Source organism: Pseudoxanthomonas sp. GW2 (assembly GCF_000283075.1).
In the GTDB taxonomy this organism is placed as follows: domain Bacteria; phylum Pseudomonadota; class Gammaproteobacteria; order Xanthomonadales; family Xanthomonadaceae; genus Pseudoxanthomonas.
In genome coordinates this window covers 1-26,920 of sequence record NZ_ALIP01000105.1, presented here as the reverse complement: position 1 = coordinate 26,920, position 26,920 = coordinate 1, and the positions used below count along the sequence as shown (strand labels likewise).

Here is a 26,920-nt window from a genome sequence, read left to right as displayed (position 1 = left end):
GGGAGCGGGGCCCCGACGGCATGCCAGGGGCTCATCGGAGCGCCTCCTCCAGGTCGCGCCGCAGGTCGCCGACGTCCTCGATGCCCACGCTCAGGCGCACCAGCGAATCGCTGATGCCCAGGCGCGCGCGGCGCTCCGGCGGGACCGAGGCGTGGGTCATCACCGCCGGGTGGTTGAGCAGGCTTTCCACCCCGCCCAGCGATTCGGCCAGGGTGAACAGCCGGGTACGCGAGCAGAAGCGGCTGGCGGCCTCGAAGCCGCCCTTGAGCACCACCGAGACGATGCCGCCAAAGCCGGACATCTGCCGCGCCGCCAGGGCGTGCTGCGGGTGCGATTCCAGGCCCGGGTAAATGACCTTTTCCACCTTCGGGTGCGACTGCAGCCACTGCGCCAGCGCCAGGGCGTTTTCGCAGTGCGCGCGCATGCGCAGCGGCAGGGTCTTGGCGCCGCGCAGGGCCAGGAAGCTGTCGAACGGCCCCTGCACCGCGCCGACCGAGTTCTGCAGGAAGGCCATGCGCTCGCCCAGCTCGTCGCTGGCGGCAACCACCACGCCGCCGACCATGTCCGAATGGCCGTTGAGGTACTTGGTGGCCGAGTGCAGGACCAGGTCCGCACCCAGCTGCAGCGGACGCTGCAGCGCCGGCGAGGCGAAGGTGTTGTCGACCACCACCAGCAGGCCGTGGCGATGGGCGATCTCCGCCACCGCGGCGATGTCCACCAGCTTGAGCATCGGGTTGGTCGGGGTCTCGATCCAGACCATGCGCGTGCGCGGGGTGATCGCCGCGGCGAACGCGTCCAGGTCGGCCAGGTCGACGAAGCTGAAGTCCAGCGCCGCGCTGCGCCGGCGCACGCGCTCGAACAGGCGGTAGCTGCCGCCGTAGAGGTCGTCCATGGCGACCACGTGGTCGCCGCTGTCCAGCAGTTCCAGCACGGTGGAGCTGGCGGCCATGCCGGAGGCGAAGGCGAAGCCGCGGCTGCCACCCTCCAGCGCGGCCACGCAGCGCTCCCAGGCGAACCGGGTGGGGTTGTGGGTGCGCGAGTACTCGAAGCCCTGGTGCTCGCCCGGCGCGGACTGCGCGTAGGTCGAGGTGGCGTAGATTGGCGGCATCACCGCCCCGGTGGACGGATCGGGCGCCTGGCCACCGTGGATGGCCAGGGTGGCGAACGCGTGAACGTCCGGGGACAGGCCGTCGCGGGTGGTGTGGTCGGGCATGGCGGCTCTCTCGAGGTAGCCGCGGATTCTAGCAACCGCCCCTTAACCAAACCTTGGCGCCGGTCCCGTCCCGGCCAGGAACCGGCGCCCGGCCCTCACTGCGCCCGCCGGCGCAGGTAGTTGAGCAGGTCGATGCGGGTGATCAGGCCCAGGAAGCGGTCGCCGTCGATGACGATCGCCACCTGGCCGCGGTCGAACACCGGCAGCAGGGCCTCGATCGGCGACTTCACGTCCAGCTTCTCCAGCTTGGTGACCATGGCCACCGAGACCGGGTCGCGGAAGCGCGCCTCGTCGCCGTACACGTGCAGCAGCACGTCGCTCTCGTCGATGATGCCGGCCAGGCGGTCGCCTTCCATCACCGGCAGCTGCGACACGTCGTACAGCTTCATCCGCTGGTAGGCGGTGGTCAGCAGGTCGGTCGGGGCGACCACCACGGTGTCGCGCTGCGCGTACGGGCGCATGATCAGGTCGCGCAGGTCGCCGTGGTGCGGGCGCTCCAGGAAGCCGTTGTCCAGCATCCAGTAGTCGTTGTACATCTTCGACAGGTACTTGTTGCCGGTGTCCGGCACCAGCACCACGACCTTCTTCGGCGTCGTCTGTTCGCGGCAGTAGCGCAGCGCGGCGGCCAGCAGGGTGCCGGTGGACGAGCCGCCGAGGATGCCCTCCTTCTCCAGCAGTTCGCGCGCGGTGTGGAAGCTCTCCGCGTCGGGGATGGCATAGGCCTTCTTCACCCGGCTGAAGTCGGAGATCGAGGGCAGGAAGTCCTCGCCGATGCCCTCCACCAGCCAGCTGCCGGACTTGTCGCTGAGCACGCCCTCGTTGATGTACTGGGCCAGGATCGAGCCGACCGGGTCGGCCAGCACCATCTCCACGTGCGGGGCGTGCTTCTCGAAGCAGCGCGACAGGCCGGTCATGGTGCCGGAGCTGCCGCAGCCGAACACGATCGCGTCTAAGCCACCGGCCGCGGCCATCTGCTCGATGATCTCCGGGCCGGTGCCGAACTCGTGCGCGGCCGGGTTGTCAGGGTTGCCGAACTGGTTGATGAAGTACGCCCCCGGGGTCTCGGCGGCGATCCGCGCGGCCAGGTCCTGGTAGTACTCCGGGTGGCCCTTGCCCACGTCCGAGCGGGTCAGCACCACCTCCGCGCCCATGGCCTTGAGGTTGAAGATCTTCTCCCGGCTCATCTTGTCCGGGACCACCAGGATCAGCTTGTAACCCTTCTGCTGGGCCACCAGCGCCAGGCCCAGGCCGGTGTTGCCGGCGGTGCCTTCGACCAAGGTGGCGCCTGGCTTGAGGTCGCCGCGGCGCTCGGCCGCCTCGATCATCGACAGGCCGATGCGGTCCTTGATCGAGCCTCCGGGGTTGAAGTTCTCGAGCTTGAGGTAGAGCTCGCACGGGCCGGTGTCCAGGCGGCGCGCCTTGACGATCGGGGTGCGGCCGATGAGTTCGAGCACGGAAGCGTGCAGGGCCATTCTCGGGTCCGTTTCCTGGGCGCCGCGTTGCGGCGGAGCCCGGATTATCGGCCGGATCGCCGGCGCCGGTAAGGGCGCCGGCGGGCATCGCGGCGGCACCGGCGCCGGAAAGAATTGCGCGGGCGGCAGTGGCCGACGAGGAGGCCACCACCGCCCGCGGCGGTGAAACGCGGGAGATCGCGGTCAGTGCGACCGTTCGTAGATGCGCAACAGGCGCTCCTTGGCGGCAAGCTTCTCGCGCTTCATCTGCCCCAGGGTCATGTCGTCGATGGGGAGCACCCCGAGTTCGGCCTGCATGCACTTCTTGTCCAGCAGCCGGTGTCGCTGGTAGAGCTGCTTGAATTCGGGGTTGCTCTTGATCAGCGCGTCGATTTCGGCCTGCGATTGCCCTTCGAACATCTGTGCACCTCCTGGGTCGTTACGTCCCTGACGGCGTACTGCCGGCGGTCCTGGCCGGCGCCGGAAAAACAAACGCCCCGGGCCGGGAGCCCAGGGCGCAGGATTGCCGGAACGGCAGATGCGGGATTTTCCGCTCCCCAAGCCGCCGCCGCGGCGGATGCCCGGCTTCGACAGGGACGGGAGCGGCGGAATGCAGCATCGGCGCGTACTCCGGATCTGAGCGGCGGCACGGGGGTGTGCTGCCGGCTCGATTCCGACCCTACTCCCAAGCCCGGGGGCCTTCAAGGGGCCGCGGCGTGAAGGCGCCGGAAGTGTTAACCGCGCCACCCGGCGTCCCGCACCAGGGCGAGACGCCGGCTGCAAGCCATTGATTTTACAAACCTAAATGAAGTCAGAGGGCGACGGTGACCTCGGCCGCGCGCTTGCTGGTGGCCGGATCCTTGACGCCGTCGGCCTTGATCCTGCCCTTGTCCACCCCGGCCGCCACCAGGGCGTCGCGCAGGGCCGAGGCGCGGGCCATCGCCACCTTCGGGTCGCTGTCCCAGGCACGGATGCGCACCGAGCGCCGGGCACCGATCTGCAGGTACGCGGCCAGCGCTTCCGCCGCGTCCTTGCCGGCGGCGGTGAGGCTGGACTTGCCGCTGGCGAAGACCGCGCCGGGCAGCACGAAGACCTCGCCCTGGCTGCCGAAGGTCGAGGCCGGCAGCTTCTTTCCGGACACCAGCTCCGCCTCCTGGCGGGCCAGCTCGGCTTCCTTGCGCCGCGCCGCGCTCACCTGCGCGCTCTGCCGGCCGGCGGCCTTGCCCAGCGCCGCCTCGGCCTCGCTGCGCGCCAGCGCCTCGGCCTCGGCGGCCAGGCGCAGGCGCTCGGCCTCCTCGGCCTGGATCTGGGCCTGGATGCGCAGCTGCTCGGCCTCGCGGCGGGCCCTCTCGACCTCGCGCCGACTGGCTTCCACCAGCAGTTCGCTGCGCTGCAACTCCAGCCGCGCCAGCTCGCCGCGGGCGGCCGCGGCGCGGCCCATGGTCTCGGCGATCTCGACCCGGCGCTCGGCCAGGTACAGGGCCTCGGGGCGGTCGCTGCGGCGGGCCTGCTCCAGGGCGGCAATCGCCTGCTGGGCCTGCAGCAGCTCCAGGCCGGCGCCCCGCGCCAGCGACGGATCGGCCTGCAGCGCCTCCAGCCGCGCGCGCAGGCGCGCCGCGTCGGCGTCCTCGGCGGCCAGCGCGGGGGCGGCCAGGGCCAGCAGCAGGCAGGCGGCCAGTGGACCGGACAGGCGGCGCGCGCTCATTCGGCGCCCTCCAGCCGGGCCAGGCCCAGCTGCCGGCGCAGGCCATCGACCTCCTGCCGGCGCTGCAACACGTCCGCCTCGGCCCTGGCCAGCTCGCTGCGGGCCCGGGCCAGGTCGGCATCGGCCGCCACCCGGCGGGCGCGGGCCTCGGCGTTGCGCTGGTCGCTGCGCGAGCGCGAGGCGGCCAGCGCCTGGGCCTCGATCAGCCCCTGGCGGGCGGCCTCGATCAGGTCCGGGGCGTAATGGTCGGCGTCGGCCTGCTGGGCCTCCAGTACCGCGCGCTCGGCCTGCTGCACGGCCGGCAGGGCGGTCTGCGCCTGGGCCGTGACAACCAGCCCGAAAGTGCATACCAGCGCGTACAGGGTCCTGCGGAAGTATGCGAAGCTAGGATCGTTCATCGGGGAAAGTCGCGTCCCTTGGGGTCGCGGCCATTGTCGGAAGCCGGAGGCGTCCATGCAAATGGATGCCCGGGCACCTTGCTATTGGGGAACGTCACTTAATGGATATCGGCTACTTCCTGAAGCTGATGACCGAGAAGAATGCCTCGGACATGTTCCTGACCACCGGGGCGCCGGTCTACATCAAGATCGAAGGGAAGCTCTACCCGCTCGGCAACACCGGGCTGCCGCCGGGCATGGTCAAGAAGATCGCCTATTCCCTGATGGACGAGGGCCAGGTGCCGCAGTTCGAGCGCGACCTGGAGCTGAACATGGCCATCGCCGTGGCCGACGCCGGCCGCTTCCGCGTCAACGTGTTCAAGCAGCGCGGCGAGGTGGGCATGGTGATCCGCGCGATCCGCAGCGTGATCCCGTCCATCGAGGAACTGAACCTGCCGGAGGTGCTGAAGGACATCATCATGACCCCGCGCGGGCTGGTGCTGATCGTCGGCTCCACCGGCTCGGGCAAGTCGACCTCGCTGGCGTCGATGATCGACTACCGCAACAGCAACATGACCGGGCACATCCTCACCATCGAGGACCCGATCGAGTACCTGCACAAGCACAAGAAGTCGATCGTCAACCAGCGCGAGGTGGGCCTGGACACCCACGCCTTCCACAACGCGCTGAAGAACGCCATGCGCGAGGCGCCGGACGTGATCCTGATCGGCGAGATCCTCGACGCGGAGACCATGGAGGCAGCGATCGCGTTCGCCGAGACCGGCCACCTGTGCCTGGCCACCCTGCACTCCAACAACGCCGACCAGACCATCGAGCGCATCCTCAACTTCTTCCCCGAGAGCGCGCACAAGAACGTGCTGATGAACCTGGCGCTGAACCTGCGCGCGGTGGTCTCGCTGCGCCTGGTCCGCGGCATCGACGGCCGCCGCCTGCCGGCCACCGAGGTGCTGCTGAACACGCCGATGATCCGCGACCTGCTGCGCCGCGGCCAGGTGCACGAGATCAAGGCGGCGATGGAGGCCTCGCTGGAGGAAGGCATGCAGACCTTCGACCAGTGCCTGTTCCGGCTGGTCAAGCAGGGCCGGATCGACCAGGAGGAAGCGCTGCGCGCGGCCGACTCGCGCGACGGCCTGGCGCTGAAGTTCCGCCTGTCCGAGGGCGCCGAGGGCGAGCACGATCCCTACGCCGACCTCAACCAGCCCAGCGCCGGCATCAGCCACGGCTTCGTCTGAAGCCTGGCCGCGGTGGACCCGGGGGCCGCGCACTGCGCGGCCCCTTGCCTTTGCAGGCTCAGGAACGCGGCGCGTCCGGCTGCGCCTCCGGCGCCGCCGCGGCGAACGCCGGCAGCGCGGCGCAGGCGGCCCCGATCCGGGCGATCGCCGGCCACGCCGCCAGGTCCAGGCCAAAGCGGCGGGCGTTGTACAGCTGCGGCACCAGCACGCAGTCGGCCATGCCGGGCGCATCGCCGTGGCAGAAGCGGCCGGTGGCCGGATCGCCGGCCAGCAGCCGTTCCAGCGCGTCCAGGCCCAGCCCGATCCAGTGCCGGACCCAGGCCTCGCGCGCCGGCTGGGCCTGTTCCAGCCCGTGCTCCAGGTACTGCAGCACGCGCAGGTTGTTGAGCGGATGCACGTCGCAGGCGATCGCCTGGGCCAGCGCGCGCACCCGCGCGCGGCCGGCGGCGTCGGCCGGCAGCAATGCCGGCTCGGGCCAGGTCTCGTCGAGGTACTCGAGGATGGCCAGCGACTGCCGCAGCACCAGATCGCCGTGCCTGAGCACAGGCACCAGCTCCTGCGGATTGAGCGCGGCGAACGCGGGCGCGTGCTGCTGGCCGCCATCCCGGACCAGGTGCACCGGCTCGCTGGCGTAGTCCAGGCCCTTGAGCGCCAGGCCGATGCGCACGCGGTAGGCGGCGCTGGAACGCCAGTAGGTGTAAAGCGTCAGTTGCGCGGACATCCTGCCTCCCGGTGCGGCGCGCCTGCGTGGGCCGGCCTCAGGCCGCCGGCGGCTGCGGTTCGATGCGCTGCTCGATCGCGCCGAAGATGCTGTTGCCCTGGCGGTCGAACATCTCGATGCGGATGCGGTCGCCGAACTTCATGAACGGCGTGGACGGCTTGCCGTCGCGCAGGGCCTCGACCGTGCGCCGCTCGGCGAAGCACGAGGCCCCCCGGGACACGTCCTGGTTGGCGATGGTGCCGGAGCCGACGATGGTGCCGGCCGCCAGCGGCCGGGTCCTGGCCGCGTGCGCGACCAGCTGGGCGAAATCGAACTGCATGTCCTCGCCCGCCTCCGGGGCGCCGAACCACTCGCCGTTGTAGTGGGTGACCAGCGGCAGGTGCAGCTTGTTGCCGCGCCAGGCATCGCCCAGCTCGTCGGGGGTCACGAACACCGGGCCCAGCGCCGAGCGCGGCTTGGACTGCAGGAAGCCGAAGCCCTTGGCCAGCTCGGCCGGGATCAGGTTGCGCAGGGACACGTCGTTGACCAGGCCGACGAGCTGGATATGGCCGGCGGCCTGCTCCGGCGTCACCGCCATCGGCACGTCGTCGGTGACCACCACGATCTCGGCCTCCAGGTCGATGCCGTAGTCCTCGCTGACCACGCGCACCGGGTCACGCGGGCCGAGGAAGCCGGCGCTGGTGGCCTGGTACATCAGCGGGTCGGTGTAGAAGCTCTCCGGCACCTCGGCGCCGCGGGCGCGGCGCACCCGCTCCACGTGCGGCAGGTAGGCGCTGCCGTCGACGAATTCGTAGGCGCGTGGCAGCGGCGCGGCCAGGGTGGCGTGGTCCAGCTCGAACGCGTCCGCGGCCTGGCCCTGCTCCAACGCCTCGGCCAGCGCCACCAGGCGCGGCGCGGCACGCTGCCAGTCGTCCAGGGCCTGCTGCAGGGTGGCGGCGATGCCGGTGGCGCGCACGGCGCGGGACAGGTCGCGGGAGACCACGACCAGGGTGCCGTCGCGGCCGCCTTCCTTGAGGGTTCCGAGCTTCATTGCGCGCTCCTGCTGGCTGTGGATGGCGGATTGTAGCGGCTCGGCACGGACGGTTTCACCCGAAAGCATCGCCGCGGGGCGCGCCTGAATGCTTCCCGCGGCCGCGCCGGGCGCCGCCGGCGCTCTTGCCGTAGAATGCGCGCACCGATTGCCAGCGGCCGTCCGTTTCCCCCAGGGACCGGCAGCGCCGGAACAGCTCCGGCGTCCCGCTCCATCCCCGACGCCTTCCGCCTGGCATTCGCGCCGGACCTTTCCGGCCCATCCCTTCTCGCAGCGCGGATTCACGGGAACGCTCCGAGTCATCGGCCTTGACGGCCACCCGGCGGCAGCCGCCGCGGGTCATCCATGGAGTGTTCCCCGATGTCGTTCGAATCCCTGGGCCTTGCGCCCTTCCTGCTGCGCGCGCTTGCCGAGCAGGGCTACGAAACCCCTACCCCGATCCAGCAGCAGGCCATTCCGCTGGCGCTGGCCGGCCACGACCTGCTGGCCGGCGCCCAGACCGGCACCGGCAAGACCGCCGCCTTCGGCCTGCCGCTGCTGCAGCACCTGGGCACCGCGCCGCAGAAGGTCAGCGGGCCGCGCAAGCCGCGCGCCCTGGTCCTGGCGCCCACCCGCGAGCTGGCCACCCAGGTGCACGACAGCCTGCGCGGCTACAGCAAGTACCTGCGCATCCCCAGCGCCGTGGTCTACGGCGGCGTGGGCATGGGCAACCAGCTGGATGCGCTGCGCCGCGGCGTGGACCTGGTGATCGCCTGCCCGGGCCGCCTGATCGACCATATCGAACGCCGCAGCATCGACCTGTCCGGGATCGAGATCCTGGTCCTGGACGAGGCCGACCGCATGCTCGACATGGGCTTCCTGCCCTCGATCAAGCGCATCCTGGCCAAGCTGCCGAAGCAGAACCGCCAGACCCTGCTGTTCTCGGCCACCTTCCCCGAGTCGATCAAGCAGCTGGCGATGGAGTTCATGCGCAACCCGCGCGAGGTCCAGGTCACCCCGCAGAACACCGTGGCCGAGACCATCGCCCACCGCGTGCACCCGGTCGACGCGGCGCGCAAGCGCGAGCTGCTGCTGCACCTGCTGGGCCAGGACACCCGGGTGCAGACCCTGGTGTTCGCCAAGACCAAGCACGGCAGCGACAAGCTGGCCACGCACCTGGAGAAGGCCGGCATCCGCGCCGCGGCGATCCACGGCAACAAGAGCCAGAGCCAGCGCCTGCGCGCGCTGGGCGACTTCAAGTCCGGCAAGGTCAACGTGCTGGTGGCCACCGACATCGCCGCGCGCGGCATCGACATCGACCAGCTGCCGCGGGTGATCAACTACGACCTGCCGATGGTCGCCGAGGACTACGTGCACCGGATCGGCCGCACCGGCCGCAACGGCGCCAACGGCGAGGCGCTGTCGCTGGTCTCGCAGGACGACGCCAAGCTGCTGCGCCAGATCGTGCGCCTGCTCGGCCGCGACATGGAGATCCGCGACCTGCCCGGGTTCGAGCCGCAGGTGCCGATCCGCTGGGGCAACAGCGCGCCGGGCAAGGCCGAGCAGCCGGGCGGCCAGCGCCCGCCGCGCAAGCCCGGCGGCGGCCGCGGCCGGCGTCCGCATGGCGGCGGCGAAGGCCAGGCCCACGCCCATGCCGGCAATCGCGCCGGCAACCGCGGCGGCAATGGTCGCGGCAACCGCGCGCCGGCGGCCGCCACCCATGCCCAGCAGCGCAACCAGCAGCGCAATGGCGGCGGCCCGCGCCGCGACGCCAACCGCTGATATCCACGGATAACGCGCAGGATGGAACGGCAGCCACGGCTGCCGTTCCCGTCCCGGGACCCGCAACGGGCCCAGCCCGTGGCATTGCCCGCCCGCCCGGCCACGAACGACAATCCACGCCATGGAAATCTTCAAGGTCTTCACCCTCGAGGCGGCGCACCGCCTGCCCAACGTGCCCGAGGGCCACAAATGCGCGCGCCTGCACGGGCACTCGTTCCGGGTGGAACTGCACGTGGAAGGGCCGGTCGACCCGCAGGCCGGCTGGGTGATGGACTTCGCCGACCTCAAGGCGGCGTTCAAGCCGCTGTACGAGCAGCTGGACCACCACTACCTCAACGAGATCCCAGGCCTGGAAAACCCGACCAGCGAGAACCTGGCCGCCTGGATCTGGGCCCGGCTCAAGCCCTCGGTGCCGCTGCTGAGCGAGGTCGTGGTCCACGAGACCTGCACCTCCGGTTGCCGCTACCGCGGCTGAGCCGGCGACCTGCCGGGCCGCCCCTGCCCTCCTCCCGCGCCGCCGGCCCGTGCCGGCGGCGTTTTCGTGCGCGCCTTCACAAAGCAGAACAACGGTTGCGGGCGATGTTGCATCGCACAAAAGGACGGGGTATGCTGCATCGCACCATAGAGGTGATCCGTACTGGAGCCAGCCATGTCCTACCAGTTCAACGAGCAGCTCAGCGCCTATACCCACCAGTTTGCGGCCGTGGCCGCGCGGGTGAACCGCCTGGCCCTCGAGAACGCCGAGTCGCTGTTCGGCGTGCAGCTGCGCACCCTGGAGAAGAACGTCGAGGCGACCACCAGCTACCTGGGCGAACTCGCCGAGGCGCGCGACCTGGATGCTTACCGCACCCTGCTGCCGAAGGGCCTGCAGGTGGCCCGCGACAACGCCGAGCGCGTTGCCGCCGCCGGCCAGGAAGTCATCGGCCTGACCCTCAAGACCGGCGAGGCGCTGGGCGAACTGGCCAAGAGCCAGTTCGAGAGCGCCACCAGCCAGGTGCAGGCGACCGTCGCCAAGGCCGCGCGCAAGCGCTGAGCCATCCCGGGCCGCGGCCCGGACCACGATTCAAGTCTTTGCGCGGTTCCCTCCCCCGCGCAAACCCGGGCCCGGCAGCATCCCCTCCCGCTGCCGGGCCTTTTTTTTCCCCCGGTTGGCGCCGCCGCCCAGGGCGGCCGGCCCCGGCAACCGGGGTGCGCGAGGCATGCGCGACGTCCCAGGCCCTCGGCGGTGGGATCGCCGGCGCCATCACCGTGCGCACGCCCGGCGGGCACTTCCATGGCAACGGGAGAAGCGCGAAATTGCGCTCCCCCGACAGCGTGGAGCACGCCATGAAAGCGATCGGTACCGCACAACCCCTGCCTGTTTCCGACCCGCGCTCGCTGCTGGACCTGGAAATGCCCGATCCGGAGTACGCGGCGCACGACCTGCTGGTCGAAGTGCAGGCGATCTCGGTCAACCCGGTGGACGTGAAGGTGCGTCTCTCGGCGCGGCCCGAGCCGGGCGAGCACCGCATCCTGGGCTGGGATGCCGTGGGCCGGGTGCGCGCGGTGGGCAGCCAGGTGCAGGGATTCCAGCCCGGCGACCGCGTGTTCTACGCCGGCCAGATCGACCGTCCCGGCAGCAATGCCCAGCTGCAGGCGGTGGACGCGCGGATCGCCGCGCATGCGCCGCAGACCCTGGGCGACGAGGACGCCGCGGCGCTGCCGCTGACCTCGCTGACCGCCTGGGAAACCCTGTTCGACCGCCTGCGCGTGGACGACCCGGTGCCGGGCGCGGCCAATGCCCTGCTGGTGATCGGCGGCGCCGGCGGCGTCGGCTCGATCACCGTGCAGCTGGCGCGGGCCCTGACCGGGCTGACCGTGATCGCCACCGCCTCGCGCCCGGAAACGGTGGAGTGGGTGAAGAAGATGGGCGCCCACCACGTGCTCGACCACCGCCAGCCGCTGGCGCCGCAGGTCGCGGCGCTGGGCATCGGCGCGCCGGCGTTCGTGTTCTCCACCACCCATACCGACCGCTACCTGGCCGATGTCGTGGAGCTGATCGCGCCACAGGGCCGGATCGCGCTGATCGACGACCCGGCCGCGCTGGACGTGATGCCGCTCAAGCGCAAGAGCCTGTCGCTGCACTGGGAGCTGATGTTCACCCGCCCGCTGTTCGGCACCGCCGACCTGCAGCGCCAGCAGGAGATCCTGCGCGAGGTGGCGCGCCTGGCGGACGCCGGGACCATCGCCACCACCCGCACCGGCTCGCTGGGCACGATCAACGCCGCCAACCTGCGCAAGGCGCACGCGCTGCTGGAGAGCGGCACGGCGATCGGCAAGACCACCCTGGCCGGCTTCGACTGATGCTGCCCCTGGCGCTGGCCCGTCGGGTTCAGCCGGCCAGCGCCAATCCTGCCGCCATGCGTTCCGGATCGGGCGCCGGCACGTACGGCAGCCGTCCCAGGCAGGGCGCGTCCAGGCGCGCGGACAGCAGCTCCAGGTTGTCCTCGCGGCAGGCCATGTCCGGATCGACCTCGCTGGCGATCCAGCCGGCCAGGCGCAGGCCGTCGGCGGCGATGGCGCGCGCGGTCAGCCGCGCATGGTTGAGGCAGCCCAGGCGCATCCCGACCACCAGCACCACCGGCGCGCGCAGCGCACGCACCAGGTCGGCCTGGTCCAGGTCGCCGGCCAACGGCGCGGCCCAGCCGCCCACGCCTTCGACCACGACCACGTCGGCCTGCGCGCGCAGGCGGGCGAAGGCCTCCAGCAGCGGTGGCAGCGCGACCTCGATGCCCGCGGCGCGCGCGGCCAGTTCCGGCGCCAGCGGTTGCGGCAACGCGAACGGGTTGAGGTCGGCGTAGGCCGGGCGCGGCGCGCTGGCCGCCTGCAGCGCCAGCGCATCCTCGTTGCGCCAGGCGCCATCCACCAGCGCGCAACCGCTGGCCACCGGCTTCATCCCCACCGCGCGCCGCCCGGTCCGGCGCAGCGCATGCAGCAGGCTGCAGCTGGCGACGGTCTTGCCGGCGCCGGTATCGGTGCCGGTGACGTAGAGGCGGTCGAGGCTGCGCAGGTCCATGTCCAACTCCAGGCGGCCGCACGATGCGGCCGGCGGATCATACGCGCCACGCAGCATCCCGCGATCCGGGCGATGCCCGGCCAGCGCTGCGGGTAACATGCGCGCATGTCCTTCTCCGCCATCCCGCTTACCGGCAGCAAGCCGGAACAGTACGAACAGCTCCTGGCCCAGGTGCGCGGCCTGCTGCACGGCGAGCGCGACCGCGTCGCCAACGCCGCCAACCTGTCCTCGCTGGTCTACCACGCCCTGCCCGCGCTCAACTGGGTCGGCTTCTACTTCTACGACGGCAAGGAACTTGTCGTGGGTCCGTTCCAGGGCCTGCCGGCCTGCGTGCGCATCCCGCTGGACAAGGGCGTGTGCGGCGCGGCCGCGCGTACCCGCCAGACCCAGCGCGTGGCCGACGTGCACGCCTTCCCCGGGCATATCGCCTGCGATTCGGCCTCGCGCTCGGAGCTGGTGGTGCCGCTGGTGGGCGGCGACACCCTGCTCGGCGTGTTCGACCTGGACAGCCCGGAGCCCGACCGCTTCGACGCCGAGGACCAGGCCGGCCTGGAAGCCATCGCCGCCGCGTTCGTGCAGTCGCTACGCTGACCGCACGGTCCGCGGGCATGGCTGCACGGCCTGCCCGCCACCCCGCTCCATTGCCCCCCCCCGCCGATAGGCATAGACTGCGCCCACTTTCGGGTGACCGCGGCATGGGCCGCGGTTGAAACGGGAAGCCGGTGACTCCGCCGCGGCCGCAGGGCCGCGCGGACATTCCGGCGCTGCCCCCGCAACGGTAAGCAGGACAAGTCCGGGCAACACCGCCACTGTGCCCCGCGCATGGGAAGGCGCCCGGATGGAGCAGGCCATGCGCCTGTTCGCCCGCGAGCCCGGAGACCGGCCCGGAAGACGACTGGTTGCGATGCGGAGGGCATTGCGGGCGGCAGCCGCGTGCGGTCGCACGCGCCTGGCGTTTGCCTCTCTCCCTCGCAGCCCCACGCCACCGGTCGCGCGGGCGTGCGCGACAGCAGGAGAGATGCATGAAGCCGTTCCCGTTCCGTCCCCTATGCCTTGCCGTGGCCGCGGCCCTGGCGCCGGCCAGCGCCTGCGCGCTGGAGGCCGCCACCGACCTGGACGAGGTCGTGGTCACCGCCACCCGCACCGTCCAGTCCGTGCACGAGAGCCTGGTTCCGGTGCAGGTGATCGACCGCGCCACCATCGAGCGCAGCCAGGCCGGCTCGCTGCAGGACCTGCTGCGCGGCCGCGCCGGCGTCAACCTGTCCAACCAGGGCGGGCACGGCAAGGTCAGCGCGCTGATGCTGCGCGGCACCGAGTCCGACCACGTGCTGATGCTGGTGGACGGCATGCGCATCGGCGCGGCCAGCAACGGCATGCCGGCGCTGCAGGACATCCCGCTGGACCAGGTGGAGCGGATCGAGATCGTGCGCGGACCGCGCTCGAGCCTGTACGGCCCGGAGGCGATCGGCGGCGTGATCCAGGTGTTCACCCGCGGCGCCGGCAAGGGCCTGCGCCAGGACCTGCGCCTGGGGGTGGGCAGCCACGCCCTGCGCGAGGCCAATGCCGGCCTGTCCTGGCGCGGCGAGCGCGGCTGGGTCTCCGCCCGCGCCGGCCACCGCGAGGAAGACGGCTTCGACGCCTGCCGCGGCACCGCCGCCGGCTGGGGCGCCGGCTGCTATGTCGACGAGCCGGACCGCGACGGCCACCGCAACAACTCGCTCAACCTGCGCGCCGGGACCAAGCTTGGCGAGGACGTGGAGCTGCAGGCGCACCTGCTGGATTCGGACAGCCGCAACGAGTACGACGGCGGCCCGTACAGCGGCAACGAGGCCGACAACCTGCAGCAGGTGGCCGGCGCGCGCCTGGACTGGCGCCTGGGCGAGCGCGTCTCGCTGCAGGCCCAGGCCGGCCGCACCCGCGACGACGCCGAGGGCTATTACCGCCAGGACGGCGCGCGCCGCCTGGTCAACAGCTACCGTACCCGCCGCGACCTGGCCTCGCTGCAGCTGGACGCCGGCTTCGGCGCGGGGCAGCTGTTCAGCGCCGGACTGGACTGGCAGGACGACCGCGTTTCCAGCAGCGCCGGCTTCGAGCGCGGCCGCCGCGACAACCTCGGCGCCTTCGTCGAGTACCAGGGCCGCTTCGGCGCGCATTCGCTGCAGGCCAGCGCGCGCAACGACGACAACGCCCAGTTCGGCAACCACGCCACCGGCAGCCTCGGCTACGGCTTCGACCTGGACGGGACCTGGCGCCTGGCCGCCAGCGCCGGAACCGGCTTCAAGGCGCCGACCTTCAACGACCTGTACTACCCCGGCTTCAGCAATCCGCTGCTGGAACCGGAGGAGTCGCGCAGCGTGAACCTTGGCGTGCACGGCCAGGGCGAAGGCTGGAGCCTGGGCGTGGACGTGTTCCAGACCCGGATCGACGAACTGATCGGCTATGACACCGGCTTCAACCTGGTGAACATCGACCGCGCCCGCATCCGCGGCGCCGAGCTGACCGCGGCCACCGCGCTGGCCGGCTTCGACCTGGCGCTGGAACTGAGCTGGCTGGATCCGCGCAACGACAGCGACGGCCTCAACGACGGCAACTGGCTGCCGCGGCGCGCGCGCCGCAGCGGTCGGATCGACCTGGACCGCCGCTTCGGCGCGTTCGCCGCCGGCCTGACCGTCAGCGGCGCCGGCCGGCGCTACGACGACGTGGCCAATACCACCCGCCTGGGGGGCTACGGCCTGCTCGACCTGCGCCTGGAATGGACCCTGTCCCCGGCCTGGACCGTGCAGGCCAAGGCCAGCAACGTGTTCGACCGCCAGTACGAGACCGTGGCCTGGTACAACCAGCCCGGCCGCGAGTACGCGCTGGCGCTGCAGTACCGCACGCCCTGAGCGCGCGCCGGTGGTGCGGGCGGCGCCGTCCGTCCGCGCCGCGCCCCGCGGATCAGGGCGCCGCGGCCGCCGCCGGCTTGTCCCTGGCCTCGGCCATGAACGCGCGCACCTCGCGCTGCAGGGTCGTCAGCGGCACCGCGCCCAGGCCGAGGATGCGGTCGTGGAAGGCCTTCTGGTCGAAGCGCGCGCCCAGCTCGCGTTCGGCCTCGCGGCGCAGGTCGAGGATGGTGCGGTAGCCGACGTAGTAGGACAGCGCCTGCCCCGGCCACGAGATGTAGCGGTCGACCTCGTTGACGATGTCGATGTGCGCCAGCGCGGTGTGGCTGGCAAGGTAGTCGATCGCCTGCTGCCGGCTCCAGCCGTACTCGTGCAGGCCGGTGTCGATCACCAGGCGCGCGGCGCGCCACATCTCGAAAGTCAGGCGGCCGAACTCCTCGTACGGGGTCTCGTAGATCCCCATCTGGGTGCCGAGCCATTCGGTGTACAGGCCCCAGCCCTCGCCGTAGCCGGAGAAGTACACCTGCTGGCGGAACTCGGGGCGCGCCGGCGCCTCCAGCGCCAGCGCGGCCTGCAGGCTGTGGCCGGGGGCGCACTCGTGCAGCACCAGCGCCGGCAGGTTGTACAGCGGCCGCGACGGCAGGTCCCAGGTATTGAACAGGCACGACTCCAGGCCGCCGCGGCCGGAGGTGTAGTTGGGCGCGATGTCGTCCGGCACCGGGCGGATGGTGAAGCGGTAGCGCGGCAGGGTGCCGATCACGTGGTTGAGCTCGCCGTCGATGCGCTTGGCGTGGTACGAGGCCGCCGCCAGCAGCTCGCGCGGGGTCCTGGCGTAGAACCGCGGATCGGTGCGCAGGAACTGCAGGAACTCGGCGAAGCTGCCCTGGAAGCCTGCGCGCGCCATCACCTGGCGCATTTCCGCCGAGATCCGCTCGACCTCGGCCAGGCCCAGCTGGTGGACCTGCTCCGGGGTCATGTCCAAGGTCACGTATTCGCGGATCTGGCTGCGGTAGAACTCCGCGCCGCCGGGCAGGTCGCGCGCCGAGACCGTGGTACGGGTGCGCGGCAGGTACTGGTTGCGGAAGTAGTCCAGCAGCCCGGCGTAGGCCGGCACCACCTGTTCCAGCACCACCTTGCGGCCTTCCTCGCGCAGGGCGCGGCGCACCTCCTCCGGGACCGAGGCGGGGATCGCGTCGAACACGTCCAGCGCCGGGTTGCCGGCGCCGGTGCGGGTGTACGGCTCGATGGTGCGGTCGCGCCCGTCCAGCGAGGCGCGCGGCACGCTCCAGCCGCGCGCCAGGCCGGCCTCCATGTTGGCGCGCTGGTCGGCGAAGTAGCGCGGCACGTCGCGCAGGCGCTGGATGAAGCGGCGCCACTCGGCCTCGCTGCGGTACGGCGCCCAGGGCACGATCTCGGCCCAGAAGAAGCTGTCGCTGTTGAACGGCGCCTCCCAGGTGCGCCAGCGGGCGTTGTTGAGGTCGGCCTCCACCATCGCCCGGAACACCTCGGCGTTGATCCGCTCCTCCGGCGGCAGCGCCGCGGCCGGGATCGCGTCGAGCCTGCGCAGCACCTGCTCCCAGTAGGCCACGCGCCGCTCCCAGTCGCGCGGGGCGACCGCGGGCAGGCGGCTGCCCGGCTGCCAGCGACCCTCGACGTACTCGTAGCCGTACTCGCGCTGGCGCCATTCCCACTCGGCCGTGTACAGCTCGCGCAGGGCCTGCGCGGCGGCGCTGGCTTCGGCGGCCGGGCGGTTGGCAGCGGCGGCCGGGCTGGCGGCGGCCAGGCCCGGGGCCAGCAGCAGGGACAGGGCGAGGACGGAGGCGCGGGACAGCTGGGACATGAAGGCTCCGGATTGGCGGCTGGGCGGCGCCGTCCACGGCCGATGTTCGCGCAAGGCCGCGGCGACGCCGATCGCGCCGGCAGGCGCGGATGGCGGATGGTAGCCGGCGGTCCGCACCCCCGCCCCTGCCAAAGGGGCTAGCGCGCCGGCGCGTCCGCGGGCACGGCCAGCTCGCCGAACAGGTCGCCCTGCGGCGCCACTTCCTCGGCGTCGCGGAAGCCGGACAGGCCCACGCCTACCAGCCGGTAGCGGGTGTCGGCCGGCAGCGCCACCCGCGCGCGCAGGGCGCAGGCCAGCTCGCCCAGTTCGGCGGCCGAGGCCGGCGGCCGCTCCAGGGTCAGGCTGCGGGTAAGGATGCGGAACTGCGCGGTCTTGAGCTTGAGCACCACGGTGTGCCCGGCGCGGCCGGCGCGGCGGGAGGCGTTCCAGGTCTTTTCCGCCAGCTGCCGGATCGCCGGCTCCAGCGCTTCCAGCGGCAGGTCCTGGGCGAAGGTGTCCTCGGAGGAAACCGAGCGCACCGGCTGCTCCGGTTCCACCGGGCGCTCGTCGATGCCGCGCCCGCGCCGGTACAGGGCCGCGCCGAAGCTGCCGAAGCGCCGCTGCAGTTCCTCCAGCGGGCGCTGGCGCAGGTCGCCGACGGTGGCGATGCCCAACTGCGCCAGCTTGCCCTGCATCACCCTGCCCACCCCGGGGATGCGTTCCACCGGCAGCGGGGTCAGGAACCGCTCCACGTGCTGCGGGCGGATCACGAACAGGCCGTCGGGCTTGTTCCAGTCCGAGGCGATCTTGGCCAGGAACTTGTTCGGCGCCACCCCGGCCGAGGCGGTCAGCCCGGTCTCGGCGCGGATCCTGGCGCGGATCGCCTCGGCCACCGCGGTGGCGCTGGGCAGGCCGGTCTTGTTCACGGTCACGTCCAGGTAGGCCTCGTCCAGCGACAACGGCTCCACCAGGTCGGTGTGCTCGAGCATGATCTGCCGCACCTGGCGGGAGACCGCGCGGTAGCGCGGGAAGTCCGGCGGCACGAACACCGCGTCCGGGCACAGGCGCTCGGCGCGCAGTGCCGGCATGGCCGATCGCACCCCGAACCTGCGCGCCTCGTAGGAGGCCGCGCACACCACCGAGCGCGCCCCGCGCCAGGCCACCACCACCGGGCGGCCGCGCAGGGAGGGATCGTCGCGCTGCTCGACCGACGCGTAGAACGCGTCCATGTCCACGTGGATGATCTTGCGCTGGGCGGGAACGGGCGGGGACTGCATCGCCCGCCATTGTGGACCGCCGCGGCGCACCCGGCGCGACCCGGCGCCCGCGGCCCGCCAGGCAGACCGCCGCGCGCGGATGGATGGGCCGGCGGCGGGTGGTCGCCGGGCGCGCCGGCGTCAAACATTTGATTGAAACGCCGCCCTCGGGCACGCTTTTAGTGCTTTCTCCACCGGATTCCGCATGAACCGCGCTTCTTCGTTCACCCGCGAGCAGCTGGAAGCCAGCGCCCGTGGTGAGCTGTTCGCCACCGGCGACGCCCGCCTGCCCGCCGACCCGATGCTGATGTTCGACCGCATCGTCGAGATCAACGAGGACGGCGGCAAGTACGGCAAGGGCTTCATCCGCGCCGAGCTCGACATCCGCCCGGACCTCTGGTTCTTCCAGTGCCATTTCATCGGCGATCCGGTGATGCCCGGCTGCCTGGGCCTTGACGCCATGTGGCAGCTGGTCGGCTTCTACCTGACCTGGCTGGGCGCCCCGGGCCGCGGCCGCGCCCTGGGCTGCGGCGAGGTCAAGTTCTTCGGCCAGGTGCTGCCGACCGCCAGGCTGGTCACCTACGAGATCGACATCAGCCGCGTGATCAACCGCAAGCTGGTGATGGCCCAGGCCGATGCGCGCATGCTGGTGGACGGTCGCGAGATCTACACCGCCAAGGACCTGCGCGTGGGCCTGTTCACCTCGACGGAGGATTTCTGACCATGCGTCGCGTCGCCATTACCGGCATGGGCATCGCTTCCTGCCTGGGCAACGACCTGGACACCGTCTCGGCCGCGCTGCGCGAAGGACGCGCCGGAATCCGCCACCTGCCCGACGCCGCCGAGCACGGCCTGCGCAGCCAGGTCGGCGGTGCGGTGGACCTGGACCTGGACGCGGTGATCGACCGCAAGCTCAAGCGCTTCATGAGCGACGCGGCGGCCTACAGCTACGTCTCCCTGCGCGACGCCATCGCCGACGCCGGCCTGGACGAGGCCACGGTCAGCCACCCGCGCACTGGCCTGGTCGCCGGCTCCGGCGGCGGCTCCAGCCGCTGGCAGGTGGAGACCGCCGACCTGCTGCGCGAGAAGGGCGTGCGCAAGGTCGGCCCGTACATGGTCCCGCGCACGATGTGCTCGACCGTGTCGGCCAACCTGGCCACCGCGTTCAAGATCAAGGGCGTCAGCTATTCGATCAGCGCCGCCTGCGCGACCTCGGCCCACTGCATCGGCGCGGCCGCGGACCTGATCCGCCACGGCGCGCAGGACGTGGTGTTCGCCGGCGGCGGCGAGGACCTGGACTGGACCATGAGCGTGATGTTCGACGCCATGGGCGCGCTGTCGTCCTCGTACAACGAGACCCCGGAGAAGGCCTCGCGCCCGTACGATGCCGGCCGCGACGGCTTCGTCATCGCCGGCGGCGGCGGCATGCTGGTACTGGAGGACTGGGACCACGCAGTGGCCCGCGGCGCGCGCATCCACGCCGAGCTGGTGGGCTACGGCGTGACCTCCGACGGCGCCGACATGGTGGCCCCGTCCGGCGAAGGCGCGGTGCGTTGCATGCGCATGGCGCTGGAAGGCCTGGGCGGGCGCAAGATCGACTACCTCAACACCCACGGCACCTCGACCCCGCTGGGCGACATCGTCGAGCTCAACGCGGTGCGCGAGGTGTTCGGCGAGGACATGCCGCCGATCTCCTCGACCAAGGCGCTGTCCGGCCACTCGCTCGGTGCGGCCAGCGTGCACGAGGCGATCTACAGCCTGCTGATGATGCGCGACGGCTTCATCGCCGGCTCGGCCAACATCGAGACCCTGGACCCGAAGGCCGAGGGCTTGCCGATCGCGCGCGAGAGTCGCGATGCGCAGCTGGACGTGGTGATGTCCAACAGCTTCGGCTTCGGCGGTACCAACGCCACCCTGGTGTTCGCGCGGGTGTAAGTGACGCGCTGACGAACACAAAAAAGCCCGGCTTTCGCCGGGCTTTTTTGTGTTCGTGATTCGGGATTCGTGATTGGTGGGACAGGGTCGCCGCCCGATTGGGCGGCCAGGCAAGGGACCGGCACCAACCCAGTGCGGAGGCGGCCTCCGGCCTTGCCGGGCCACGCGCAAAAGCCAAGCGAAGCCACACACCAAAACGTGCCCGAAGCCCGCCCTCACACCCGTCCCCTCTCCCGTCCGGAAAGAGGGAGAGGAGCTCTCACGCCGCCATGCCGTTGTGGCGCAACAGGGCGTCGATGCTCGGCTCGCGGCCGCGGAAGGCCTTGAAGTTCTCCAGCGCGCTGCGGCTGCCGCCGCGGGAGAGGATCTCGCGCAGGAAGCGCGCGCCGGTCTCGGCAAGCTGGCCAGGCGCTTCCTCGAACGCGGCATAGGCGTCGGCGCTGAGCACCTCGGCCCACTTGTAGCTGTAGTACCCGGCCGCGTAACCACCGGCGAAGATGTGGCTGAACTGGTGCGGGAAGCGGTGCCAGGCCGGGGCGCGGTTGACCGCGACCTCGTCGCGGATCCGCTCCAGCAGCTGCAGCACGCTGTCCTGCGCCGGATCGAAGCGGCTGTGCAGCTCCATGTCGAACAGGCCGAACTCCAGCTGGCGCACGGTGAACATGCCGGCCTGGAAGTTCTTCGCCGCCAGCATCCGCTCGAACAGCGCGCGCGGCAGCGGCGCGCCACTGTCCACGTGCGCGGTCATCGCCTGCACCCGCTCCCACTCCCAGCAGAAGTTCTCCATGAACTGGCTGGGCAGCTCCACCGCGTCCCATTCCACGCCATTGATGCCGGCCACCGGCAACTCGCCGATCGCGGTCAGCAGCTGGTGCAGGCCATGGCCCATCTCGTGGAACAGGGTGGTGACCTCGTTGAAGCCCAGGGTGGCCGGCTTGCCGTCCACGCCCTTGCCGAAGTTGCACACCAGGTACACCAGCGGCGTCTGCACGCCGTCGGCGCGCATGCGGCGGTTGCGGCAGTCGTCCATCCACGCGCCGCCGCGCTTGCCCTCGCGCGCGTACGGATCAAGGTAGAACTGGCCGAGCAGGCGGCCGTGCGCGTCCTCCACCCGGTAGAAGCGCACGTCCTCGTGCCACACCGGCGCGCTGTCCGGCTTCACCTTCACCCCGTACAGCGACTCGATCACGGCGAACAGGCCGCCCAGCACCTTCGGCTCGGTGAAGTACTGCTTCACCTCCTGCTCGGAGTAACTGTAGCGGGCCTGCTTGAGCTTCTCGCTGGCCCAGGCGATGTCCCAGGGCTGCAGCTCATCCAGGCCCAGCTCGTCGCGGGCGAAGGCCTCCAGCTCGGCGCGGTCGCGGCGCGCGTACGGCAGCGCGCGCGCGGCCAGGTCGCGCAGGAAGGCCAGCACCTCGTCCGGGCTCTGCGCCATCTTGGTCGCCAGGGAATACTCGGCGTAGCTGGAAAAGCCCAGCAGGGCCGCCAGCTCGCCGCGCAGGGCGACGATCCGGTCGATGTTGCCGCTGTTGTCCCACTCGGCCGGGCCGGCCTCGGAGGCACGCAGGCCGTGGGCGCGGTACAGCGCCTCGCGCAGGCCGCGGTCCTCGGCGTAGGTCTGCACCGGCAGGTAGCACGGCATCTGCAGGGTCAGCTTCCAGCCTGGCTTGCCGTCCTTCTCCGCGGCGGCGCGCGCGGCGGCGACCACCTCGGCCGGCAGCCCGGCCAGGCGCGACTCGTCCTCCACGTACAGGGCGAAGGCGTCGGTGGCATCCAGCACGTTCTGCGCGAACTTCGCCGACAGCGCGGCCAGTTCCTCCTGGATGGCGGCAAAGCGCTGCTTGGCCGCCTCGTCCAGCTCGGCGCCCCCCAGGCGGAAGTCACGCAGCGCGTTCTCCACCACCTTGCGCCGCACCGGGTCGTAGCCGGCGTACTCGGGCGAGGCGGCCAGGGTCTTGTACTGCGAGTACAGCGCCAGGTTCTGGCCCAGCGCCGCGCCAAAGCGGGTCACCTTGGGCAGGTTGGCGTTGTAGGCCTCGCGCAGCTCCGGCGTGTCCACCACCGCCTGCAGGTGCTGGACCGGCCCCCAGCCCCGCCACAGGCGCTCGGTGGCGTCCTCCAGCGGGGCGACGAAGCCGTCCCAGGTCACCGGGCTGACGGTCTCGGCGTGCTTCACCGCGGCCTCGGCCTGCGCCAGCAGGGCATCGATGGCCGGGCCGATGTGCCCGGGCCGGATCTGGTCGAAGCGGGGCAGGCCGGAGAAGTCGAGCAGCGGATTGTCCATGGGACCTCGGGGGGCGATGCGGCGGCGCCGCGCATGTCATGACAGATGGCCCCGGCGGCGCGGAATTCAACCCGCGCCGGGGCGGTTCACAGCTCGCCGCAGGCCTCCAGCGGCAGCGGTTCCCCGGCCACCGCGGCGGCGATGGCGCGGTCCGCCTGCTCCACCTCGATGCCGTGGCGGCGGTACCAGTCCGGGTTGTAGTAGCTGTGCGCGTAGCGGTCGCCGCTGTCGCACAGGATGGTGACGATCGAGCCGCCCTGCCCCGCCTCGTGCATCGCCTGGGCCGCGCGCAGCACGCCGACGAAGTTGGTGCCGGTGGAGCCGCCGACGCGGCGCCCCAGCACCGCGCTGACGTGGCGCATGGCCGCCAGGCTCAGGGCGTCGGGCACCTTGACCATCGCGTCCACGCAGGAGGGGATGAAGCTGGCCTCCACCCGCGGCCGGCCGATGCCCTCGATGCGCGAGCCGCGCGGCAGCGACAGGCCCGGGTCGCCGCGGCCCTCGCGCGCGCCGCGGTAGTAGTCGAAGAACACCGAGTCCTCCGGGTCGGCGCACAGCACCCGGGTGGCGTGGCGGCGGTAGCGCACGTAGCGGCCGAGGGTGGCACTGGTGCCGCCGGTGCCCGGGCCGCACACGATCCAGGCCGGCACCGGGTGCGGCTCCTGCGCCATCTGCTTGAAGATGGCCTCGGCGATGTTGTTGTTCGCGCGCCAGTCGGTGGCCCGCTCGGCGTAGGTGAACTGGTCCATGAAGTGCCCGCCGGTCTCGCGCGCGACCCGCTCGGACTCGGCATTGAGCGAGCAGGCGCTCTCGACCAGGTGGCAGCGGCCGCCCTGGAACTCGATCGCGGCGATCTTCTCCGGCGAGGTCGAGGCCGGGATCACGGCGATGAACGGCAGGCCCAGCAGGCGGGCGAAATAGGCCTCCGACACCGCGGTCGAACCGCTGGAGGCCTCCACCACGGTGCTGCCCTCGTGCAGCCAGCCGTTGGCCAGCGCGTACAGGAACAGCGAGCGCGCCAGACGGTGCTTGAGGCTGCCGGTCGGGTGGCTGGATTCGTCCTTGAGGTAGACGTCGATGCCCGGGTAGCCGGGCAGCGGCATCGGGATCAGGTGGGTATCGGCCGAACGGTTGAAGTCGGCCTCGATCTTGCGGATGGCGGCGGCCACCCACTCGCGCTGCGACATGGCGGTGCACGGGAACGGAAAGACCCGATTATCCCCCTCGGCCCCGGGGACCGGACCCGGGCCGGGCCGCCGCGCGGCGCCCCGCCAGCGCGTTCAGTGGCGGGTCTGCCCCGCCGGTGCCGGCCAGGCGTGCCGGAACTGCGGCTCGCCACGCAGGCCGCGCAACACCTGCACCAGTTCGCGGTAGCCCTCGGCCAACTGGCCGAACAGGGCGGCATAGGCAGCGCGGCTGGCCTCGGCCACCCCGCGGTAGGCGCCGCGGCCCAGTTCCACGAAGTAGTCCACGCTCACCCGACGGCGCGCGGCCAGGCCCGGGAACAGCCCGGCCACCAGCAGGCAGCGGTCGCCCACGTCGCGCAGGGCATCGGCGCGCAGCCGCCCCACCTGCTCCTGGGCGCGGAACCAGTCCAAGGCATGGGTGTGCGCCAGCAGCTGCGCGTCGCCCTGGTAGCGCAGCAACACGAACACCAGGTAGGCCTCGCGCGATTCGTCCAGCGGGTGGCCGGCGCGCCCGGCTGCTTCCCGCACCAGCGCCTGCCACAGCTCGGCCGGCGCGCCCTGCTTCATCTCGAACATGTCTTCCTCCTGCCATGAAGACAGGTTCGAGACTAGTACGGTCCGGCGCGCCGTGCTGGCAGCCGCCGGGGACGAGTGCCAGCCAGGCAGGCGTTCCGTCCAGGGACGTGTCAGGCCGTGGCGCCGGTCTCCCGCGCCAGCCGCTCCAGTTCCTCGGCCAGCAGTTCCGGGTGCAGGTCGAACTGGTCGGACAGCAGCAGCTCGCGCGCCGCCTCCTTCACCTCCACCCGCTCGGCCTGCAGCAGGTCGCCGTCGCGGAACAGCTCGATATAGCTGTCCAGCACACCGGACAGGGTGCCCTGGGCGGTATCCGGCGCCGCCAGCACCAGCTGCAGCCCCAGCGAGCGCAGGTAGTTGGTGGTGGCGCGCGCGTTCTGGGCGTCGATCTTGTCGCCGAACTCATCCAGCAGGATCACGCCCATGCCGCCCGGGTGCGCCTCGCTCTTGCCGTAGGCCGCGGCCAGTGCGGCGCCGGCGATCACGTACAGCGGCGCGCGGTGCTCGCCGCCGGAGCCCGAGCGCATGCGCTCGCTGAGGGTGCCGACCACGCGGTCGTCCTGGCGGATCTCCACGCCGAAGTGGAAGAAGCGGCGGTAGTCGTCCAGCGGCGAGGCAGCCAGCTTCGCGCTGGCGCTGTCCTCGATCAGCTGGCGGAACGCCTCCGGCACCTCGCCGGCAGTGCCGAACAGGGTGTCCTCGGCGCCGACGTCAGCCACCTTCTGGATGAAGCGGTGCAGGTCCCTGTACTCGGCCACCACCTCGTAGTGGAAGCGGTAGCGCTCGTTGTTGGAGAACGCCGGGCTGTTGCGCAAGGTGCGGTTGAGCGCGTCGATCTGCGCCTTCAACCGCACGAAGTTGTCGTGCAGGGTGTTGGCGACGTTGGAGCGGAAGGTCTCCACCGCGGTCTCGTAGGCGCGCTCGGCCTCGGCGCGGTAGTTGACCAGCTCGGTCTCGCGCAGCTGCACCAGCTCGCGCTGCATCAGCGCGCGCGCCGGCTTCCAGGCGTCGGCGGCGAAGTCCAGGTCCAGGCCGTGGGCGCCGGCATAGCGCTGCAGCTGGCTCCAGGCCTCCGGCAGCAGCGCGGCCAGCTGGCGATCGTTGTCCTGGGCACGCCGCTCGCACAGGTTGCGCGCCTCCTCCAGGCCGGTGCCCTTGGCCTCCAGCTCCTCGCGCAGCTGTTCGACCCGGTTGGGATCGACGTGCGGGTCGCGGAAGGCCTCCACCGCGTTGCGGGCGACGATCTCCTCCTGCGCCTGCAGCGCGCGCAGCAGCGCCTGGCGGCGCTCCAGCTCGCCCTGGGCCAGGGCCTCGGCGCGCACCAGGGCCTCGATGGTGGCCTCGGCCTTCTGCACCTGCGCCTTCAGCGCGGTGGCGCGCTCGCCCAGGCGCAGCAGGTCCGGGTCGACCGCCTCGGCCTGGCTGCGCTCCAGCGCCTGGTAGCGCGCCAGCACCTGGCGGTACTGCAGCAGCAGCTCGTGCAGGCCGCGGGCCACGTCCTCGCCCTCCAGCCGCGCCAGCTTCTGGCGCAGGCCCTCGGCCCGGCGCGCCTCCGGCTCGCACTGGCGCAGCTCGCGCTCGGCGTTCTCCAGCTCGGCGCGCAGCAGGCGCAGGCGCTCGCCGTCCTGGGCCACGCCGATCTTCAGCTCGCCGCTGGACGGCAGGCGCCGGCGCTCGATGCCGCCGCCCTTGGCCACCAGGCCGTCGCGGGTCAGGCCCTGGCGGCTGCGCACCACCTCCGCCTCGGTCTCCACGCAGCGCAGGTCGCCGAGCTGGCGGCGCAGGTAGGCCACCGCGTCGGCGTCCTCGCCCTCGACCAGGGCGGCGACGCTGTCCTCGGCCAGGCGGTCCTGGCGGTGGGCGCGGGCCTGGCTGGGCAGGGCCAGCTTGACCCCGTACACCGCGCGCGCGCCCTGCAGCGAGCGGTACACCCGCACCGCGTCCTCCTCCTGCCCGGCCGGAACCAGCAGGGCCTCGACATGGCTGCGCAGGTAGGCCTCGATCGCCGGCTGCCAGCGCTTGTCGGTCACCCGCACCAGGTCGCATACCGGGCGCGCCTCGATCCCGGCCTCGCGCAGGTGGTTGAGCAGGCGCATGACCTCGTCGCGCAGGTTGGCCTGGCCGGCGTCCACGCGCTGCTGGTTGCCGCGCAGGGCGTCGCGACGCGCGCGCGCCAGCTGCCAGGCCTCGTGCGACTGCCGTGCCCAGGCGGCGACCGTGGCCTGCACCGGGGCGGCCGCGGCCAGGGCCTGCTTCAGGCGCGCATGGAACGCATCCGGCGCCGGGCCCTCGCCGTCGCCATCCGGCGTTGCGGCCACCTCGGCATGCAGCGCGTCCAGCGGCGCCAGCGCCGTCGCCAGGCCGGCCTCGTCCACGCCCGGCAGGCGCAGCGCGGCGACTTCCCGCAGCGGCTCGCGC

At 71.9% G+C, this 26,920-nt stretch carries 23 protein-coding genes and 1 riboswitch; of the genes, 9 read left to right on the top strand and 14 right to left on the bottom strand.

Features of this window, described 5'->3' with window-relative positions; all coding sequences use genetic code 11:
* Positions 1 to 31 precede the first annotated feature (31 nt).
* From B351_RS0108405 to B351_RS0108385, 5 genes are all read right to left on the bottom strand, one after another.
* A complete protein-coding gene (locus B351_RS0108405; protein WP_019398594.1) occupies positions 32 to 1,213 on the bottom strand; it encodes a cystathionine gamma-synthase in 1,182 nt (393 codons plus the stop codon).
* Positions 1,214 to 1,308: 95 nt separating this feature from the next.
* Entirely contained in the window at positions 1,309 to 2,685 is a 1,377-nt protein-coding gene (locus B351_RS0108400; RefSeq protein ID WP_019398593.1) for a pyridoxal-phosphate dependent enzyme, read from the bottom strand.
* Positions 2,686 to 2,868: 183 nt separating this feature from the next.
* A complete protein-coding gene (locus B351_RS0108395) occupies positions 2,869 to 3,084 on the bottom strand; it encodes a YdcH family protein (protein WP_019398592.1) in 216 nt (71 codons plus the stop codon).
* A 391-nt stretch (positions 3,085 to 3,475) separates the two neighbouring features.
* Positions 3,476 to 4,369, bottom strand: coding sequence for an OmpA family protein (locus tag B351_RS0108390; protein ID WP_019398591.1), 894 nt, complete (start codon positions 4,367 to 4,369; stop codon positions 3,476 to 3,478).
* Complete coding sequence (locus B351_RS0108385; RefSeq protein ID WP_019398590.1) at positions 4,366 to 4,767, bottom strand: DUF4398 domain-containing protein; 402 nt, start codon at positions 4,765 to 4,767, stop codon at positions 4,366 to 4,368. Before B351_RS0108385 ends, B351_RS0108390 begins: the two co-directional genes overlap by 4 nt.
* Before the next feature lie 101 nt (positions 4,768 to 4,868).
* Between B351_RS0108385 and B351_RS0108380 the strand changes: the two genes are divergently transcribed.
* The gene (locus B351_RS0108380; protein ID WP_019398589.1) at positions 4,869 to 5,999 is read left to right on the top strand and encodes a PilT/PilU family type 4a pilus ATPase; all 1,131 of its coding nucleotides are present in this window, start codon (positions 4,869 to 4,871) and stop codon (positions 5,997 to 5,999) included.
* Positions 6,000 to 6,057: 58 nt separating this feature from the next.
* Here the strand turns inward: B351_RS0108380 and maiA are convergent, their stop codons facing one another.
* Complete coding sequence (gene maiA / locus B351_RS0108375; RefSeq protein ID WP_019398588.1) at positions 6,058 to 6,720, bottom strand: maleylacetoacetate isomerase; 663 nt, start codon at positions 6,718 to 6,720, stop codon at positions 6,058 to 6,060.
* A 37-nt stretch (positions 6,721 to 6,757) separates the two neighbouring features.
* Entirely contained in the window at positions 6,758 to 7,750 is a 993-nt protein-coding gene (locus B351_RS0108370) for a fumarylacetoacetate hydrolase family protein (protein WP_019398587.1), read from the bottom strand.
* 360 nt (positions 7,751 to 8,110) lie between these two features.
* Between B351_RS0108370 and B351_RS0108365 the strand changes: the two genes are divergently transcribed.
* From B351_RS0108365 to B351_RS0108350, 4 genes are all read left to right on the top strand, one after another.
* Positions 8,111 to 9,511 (top strand): DEAD/DEAH box helicase, encoded by a 1,401-nt coding sequence (locus B351_RS0108365; protein WP_019398586.1) that lies wholly within the window; start codon positions 8,111 to 8,113, stop codon positions 9,509 to 9,511.
* 121 nt (positions 9,512 to 9,632) lie between these two features.
* Positions 9,633 to 9,986 carry a 6-carboxytetrahydropterin synthase QueD gene (gene queD / locus B351_RS0108360; RefSeq protein ID WP_019398585.1) on the top strand — a complete coding sequence of 118 codons (354 nt, stop codon included), beginning with the start codon at positions 9,633 to 9,635 and terminating at the stop codon, positions 9,984 to 9,986.
* Positions 9,987 to 10,160: 174 nt separating this feature from the next.
* On the top strand, positions 10,161 to 10,544 hold the full coding sequence (locus B351_RS0108355) for a phasin family protein (protein WP_019398584.1): 384 nt from the start codon (positions 10,161 to 10,163) through the stop codon (positions 10,542 to 10,544).
* A 293-nt stretch (positions 10,545 to 10,837) separates the two neighbouring features.
* Positions 10,838 to 11,854 carry a zinc-binding alcohol dehydrogenase family protein gene (locus tag B351_RS0108350; protein ID WP_019398583.1) on the top strand — a complete coding sequence of 339 codons (1,017 nt, stop codon included), beginning with the start codon at positions 10,838 to 10,840 and terminating at the stop codon, positions 11,852 to 11,854.
* Positions 11,855 to 11,882: 28 nt separating this feature from the next.
* Here B351_RS0108350 and bioD read toward each other — a convergent pair whose 3' ends face one another.
* Positions 11,883 to 12,566, bottom strand: a complete 684-nt coding sequence (bioD, locus tag B351_RS0108345) for a dethiobiotin synthase (RefSeq protein ID WP_026010513.1) — start codon at positions 12,564 to 12,566, stop codon at positions 11,883 to 11,885.
* 105 nt (positions 12,567 to 12,671) lie between these two features.
* Here bioD and B351_RS0108340 point away from each other — a divergent pair, with 105 nt between their 5' ends.
* Positions 12,672 to 13,157, top strand: a complete 486-nt coding sequence (locus B351_RS0108340) for a GAF domain-containing protein (RefSeq protein WP_019398581.1) — start codon at positions 12,672 to 12,674, stop codon at positions 13,155 to 13,157.
* Between the two features lie 74 nt (positions 13,158 to 13,231).
* Positions 13,232 to 13,469: riboswitch (cobalamin riboswitch) on the top strand.
* A gap of 119 nt (positions 13,470 to 13,588) precedes the next feature.
* Entirely contained in the window at positions 13,589 to 15,451 is a 1,863-nt protein-coding gene (gene btuB, locus B351_RS0108335; RefSeq protein WP_026010512.1) for a TonB-dependent vitamin B12 receptor, read from the top strand.
* A 52-nt stretch (positions 15,452 to 15,503) separates the two neighbouring features.
* Here the strand turns inward: btuB and B351_RS0108330 are convergent, their stop codons facing one another.
* Positions 15,504 to 17,288 (bottom strand): DUF885 family protein, encoded by a 1,785-nt coding sequence (locus B351_RS0108330; protein WP_019398579.1) that lies wholly within the window; start codon positions 17,286 to 17,288, stop codon positions 15,504 to 15,506.
* A gap of 137 nt (positions 17,289 to 17,425) precedes the next feature.
* Positions 17,426 to 18,544, bottom strand: coding sequence for a DNA polymerase IV (gene dinB, locus B351_RS0108325; RefSeq protein ID WP_019398578.1), 1,119 nt, complete (start codon positions 18,542 to 18,544; stop codon positions 17,426 to 17,428).
* Positions 18,545 to 18,728: 184 nt separating this feature from the next.
* Between dinB and fabA the strand changes: the two genes are divergently transcribed.
* Together fabA and fabB are read left to right on the top strand one after the other, a co-directional pair.
* Positions 18,729 to 19,244: a 3-hydroxyacyl-[acyl-carrier-protein] dehydratase FabA gene (gene fabA, locus B351_RS0108320; RefSeq protein WP_019398577.1), complete on the top strand. Its 516-nt coding sequence runs from the start codon at positions 18,729 to 18,731 to the stop codon at positions 19,242 to 19,244.
* 2 nt (positions 19,245 to 19,246) lie between these two features.
* Positions 19,247 to 20,458 carry a beta-ketoacyl-ACP synthase I gene (fabB, locus tag B351_RS0108315; protein ID WP_026010511.1) on the top strand — a complete coding sequence of 404 codons (1,212 nt, stop codon included), beginning with the start codon at positions 19,247 to 19,249 and terminating at the stop codon, positions 20,456 to 20,458.
* Positions 20,459 to 20,717: 259 nt separating this feature from the next.
* Here the strand turns inward: fabB and B351_RS0108310 are convergent, their stop codons facing one another.
* From B351_RS0108310 to B351_RS0108295, 4 genes are all read right to left on the bottom strand, one after another.
* A complete protein-coding gene (locus B351_RS0108310; protein ID WP_019398575.1) occupies positions 20,718 to 22,742 on the bottom strand; it encodes a M3 family metallopeptidase in 2,025 nt (674 codons plus the stop codon).
* A gap of 86 nt (positions 22,743 to 22,828) precedes the next feature.
* Positions 22,829 to 23,929, bottom strand: a complete 1,101-nt coding sequence (locus B351_RS0108305; RefSeq protein ID WP_019398574.1) for a PLP-dependent cysteine synthase family protein — start codon at positions 23,927 to 23,929, stop codon at positions 22,829 to 22,831.
* A 93-nt stretch (positions 23,930 to 24,022) separates the two neighbouring features.
* Entirely contained in the window at positions 24,023 to 24,505 is a 483-nt protein-coding gene (locus tag B351_RS0108300) for a hypothetical protein (protein WP_019398573.1), read from the bottom strand.
* 110 nt (positions 24,506 to 24,615) lie between these two features.
* Positions 24,616 to 26,920: SbcC/MukB-like Walker B domain-containing protein (locus B351_RS0108295; RefSeq protein WP_019398572.1), on the bottom strand; the 2,305-nt coding region annotated here is incomplete at its 5' end.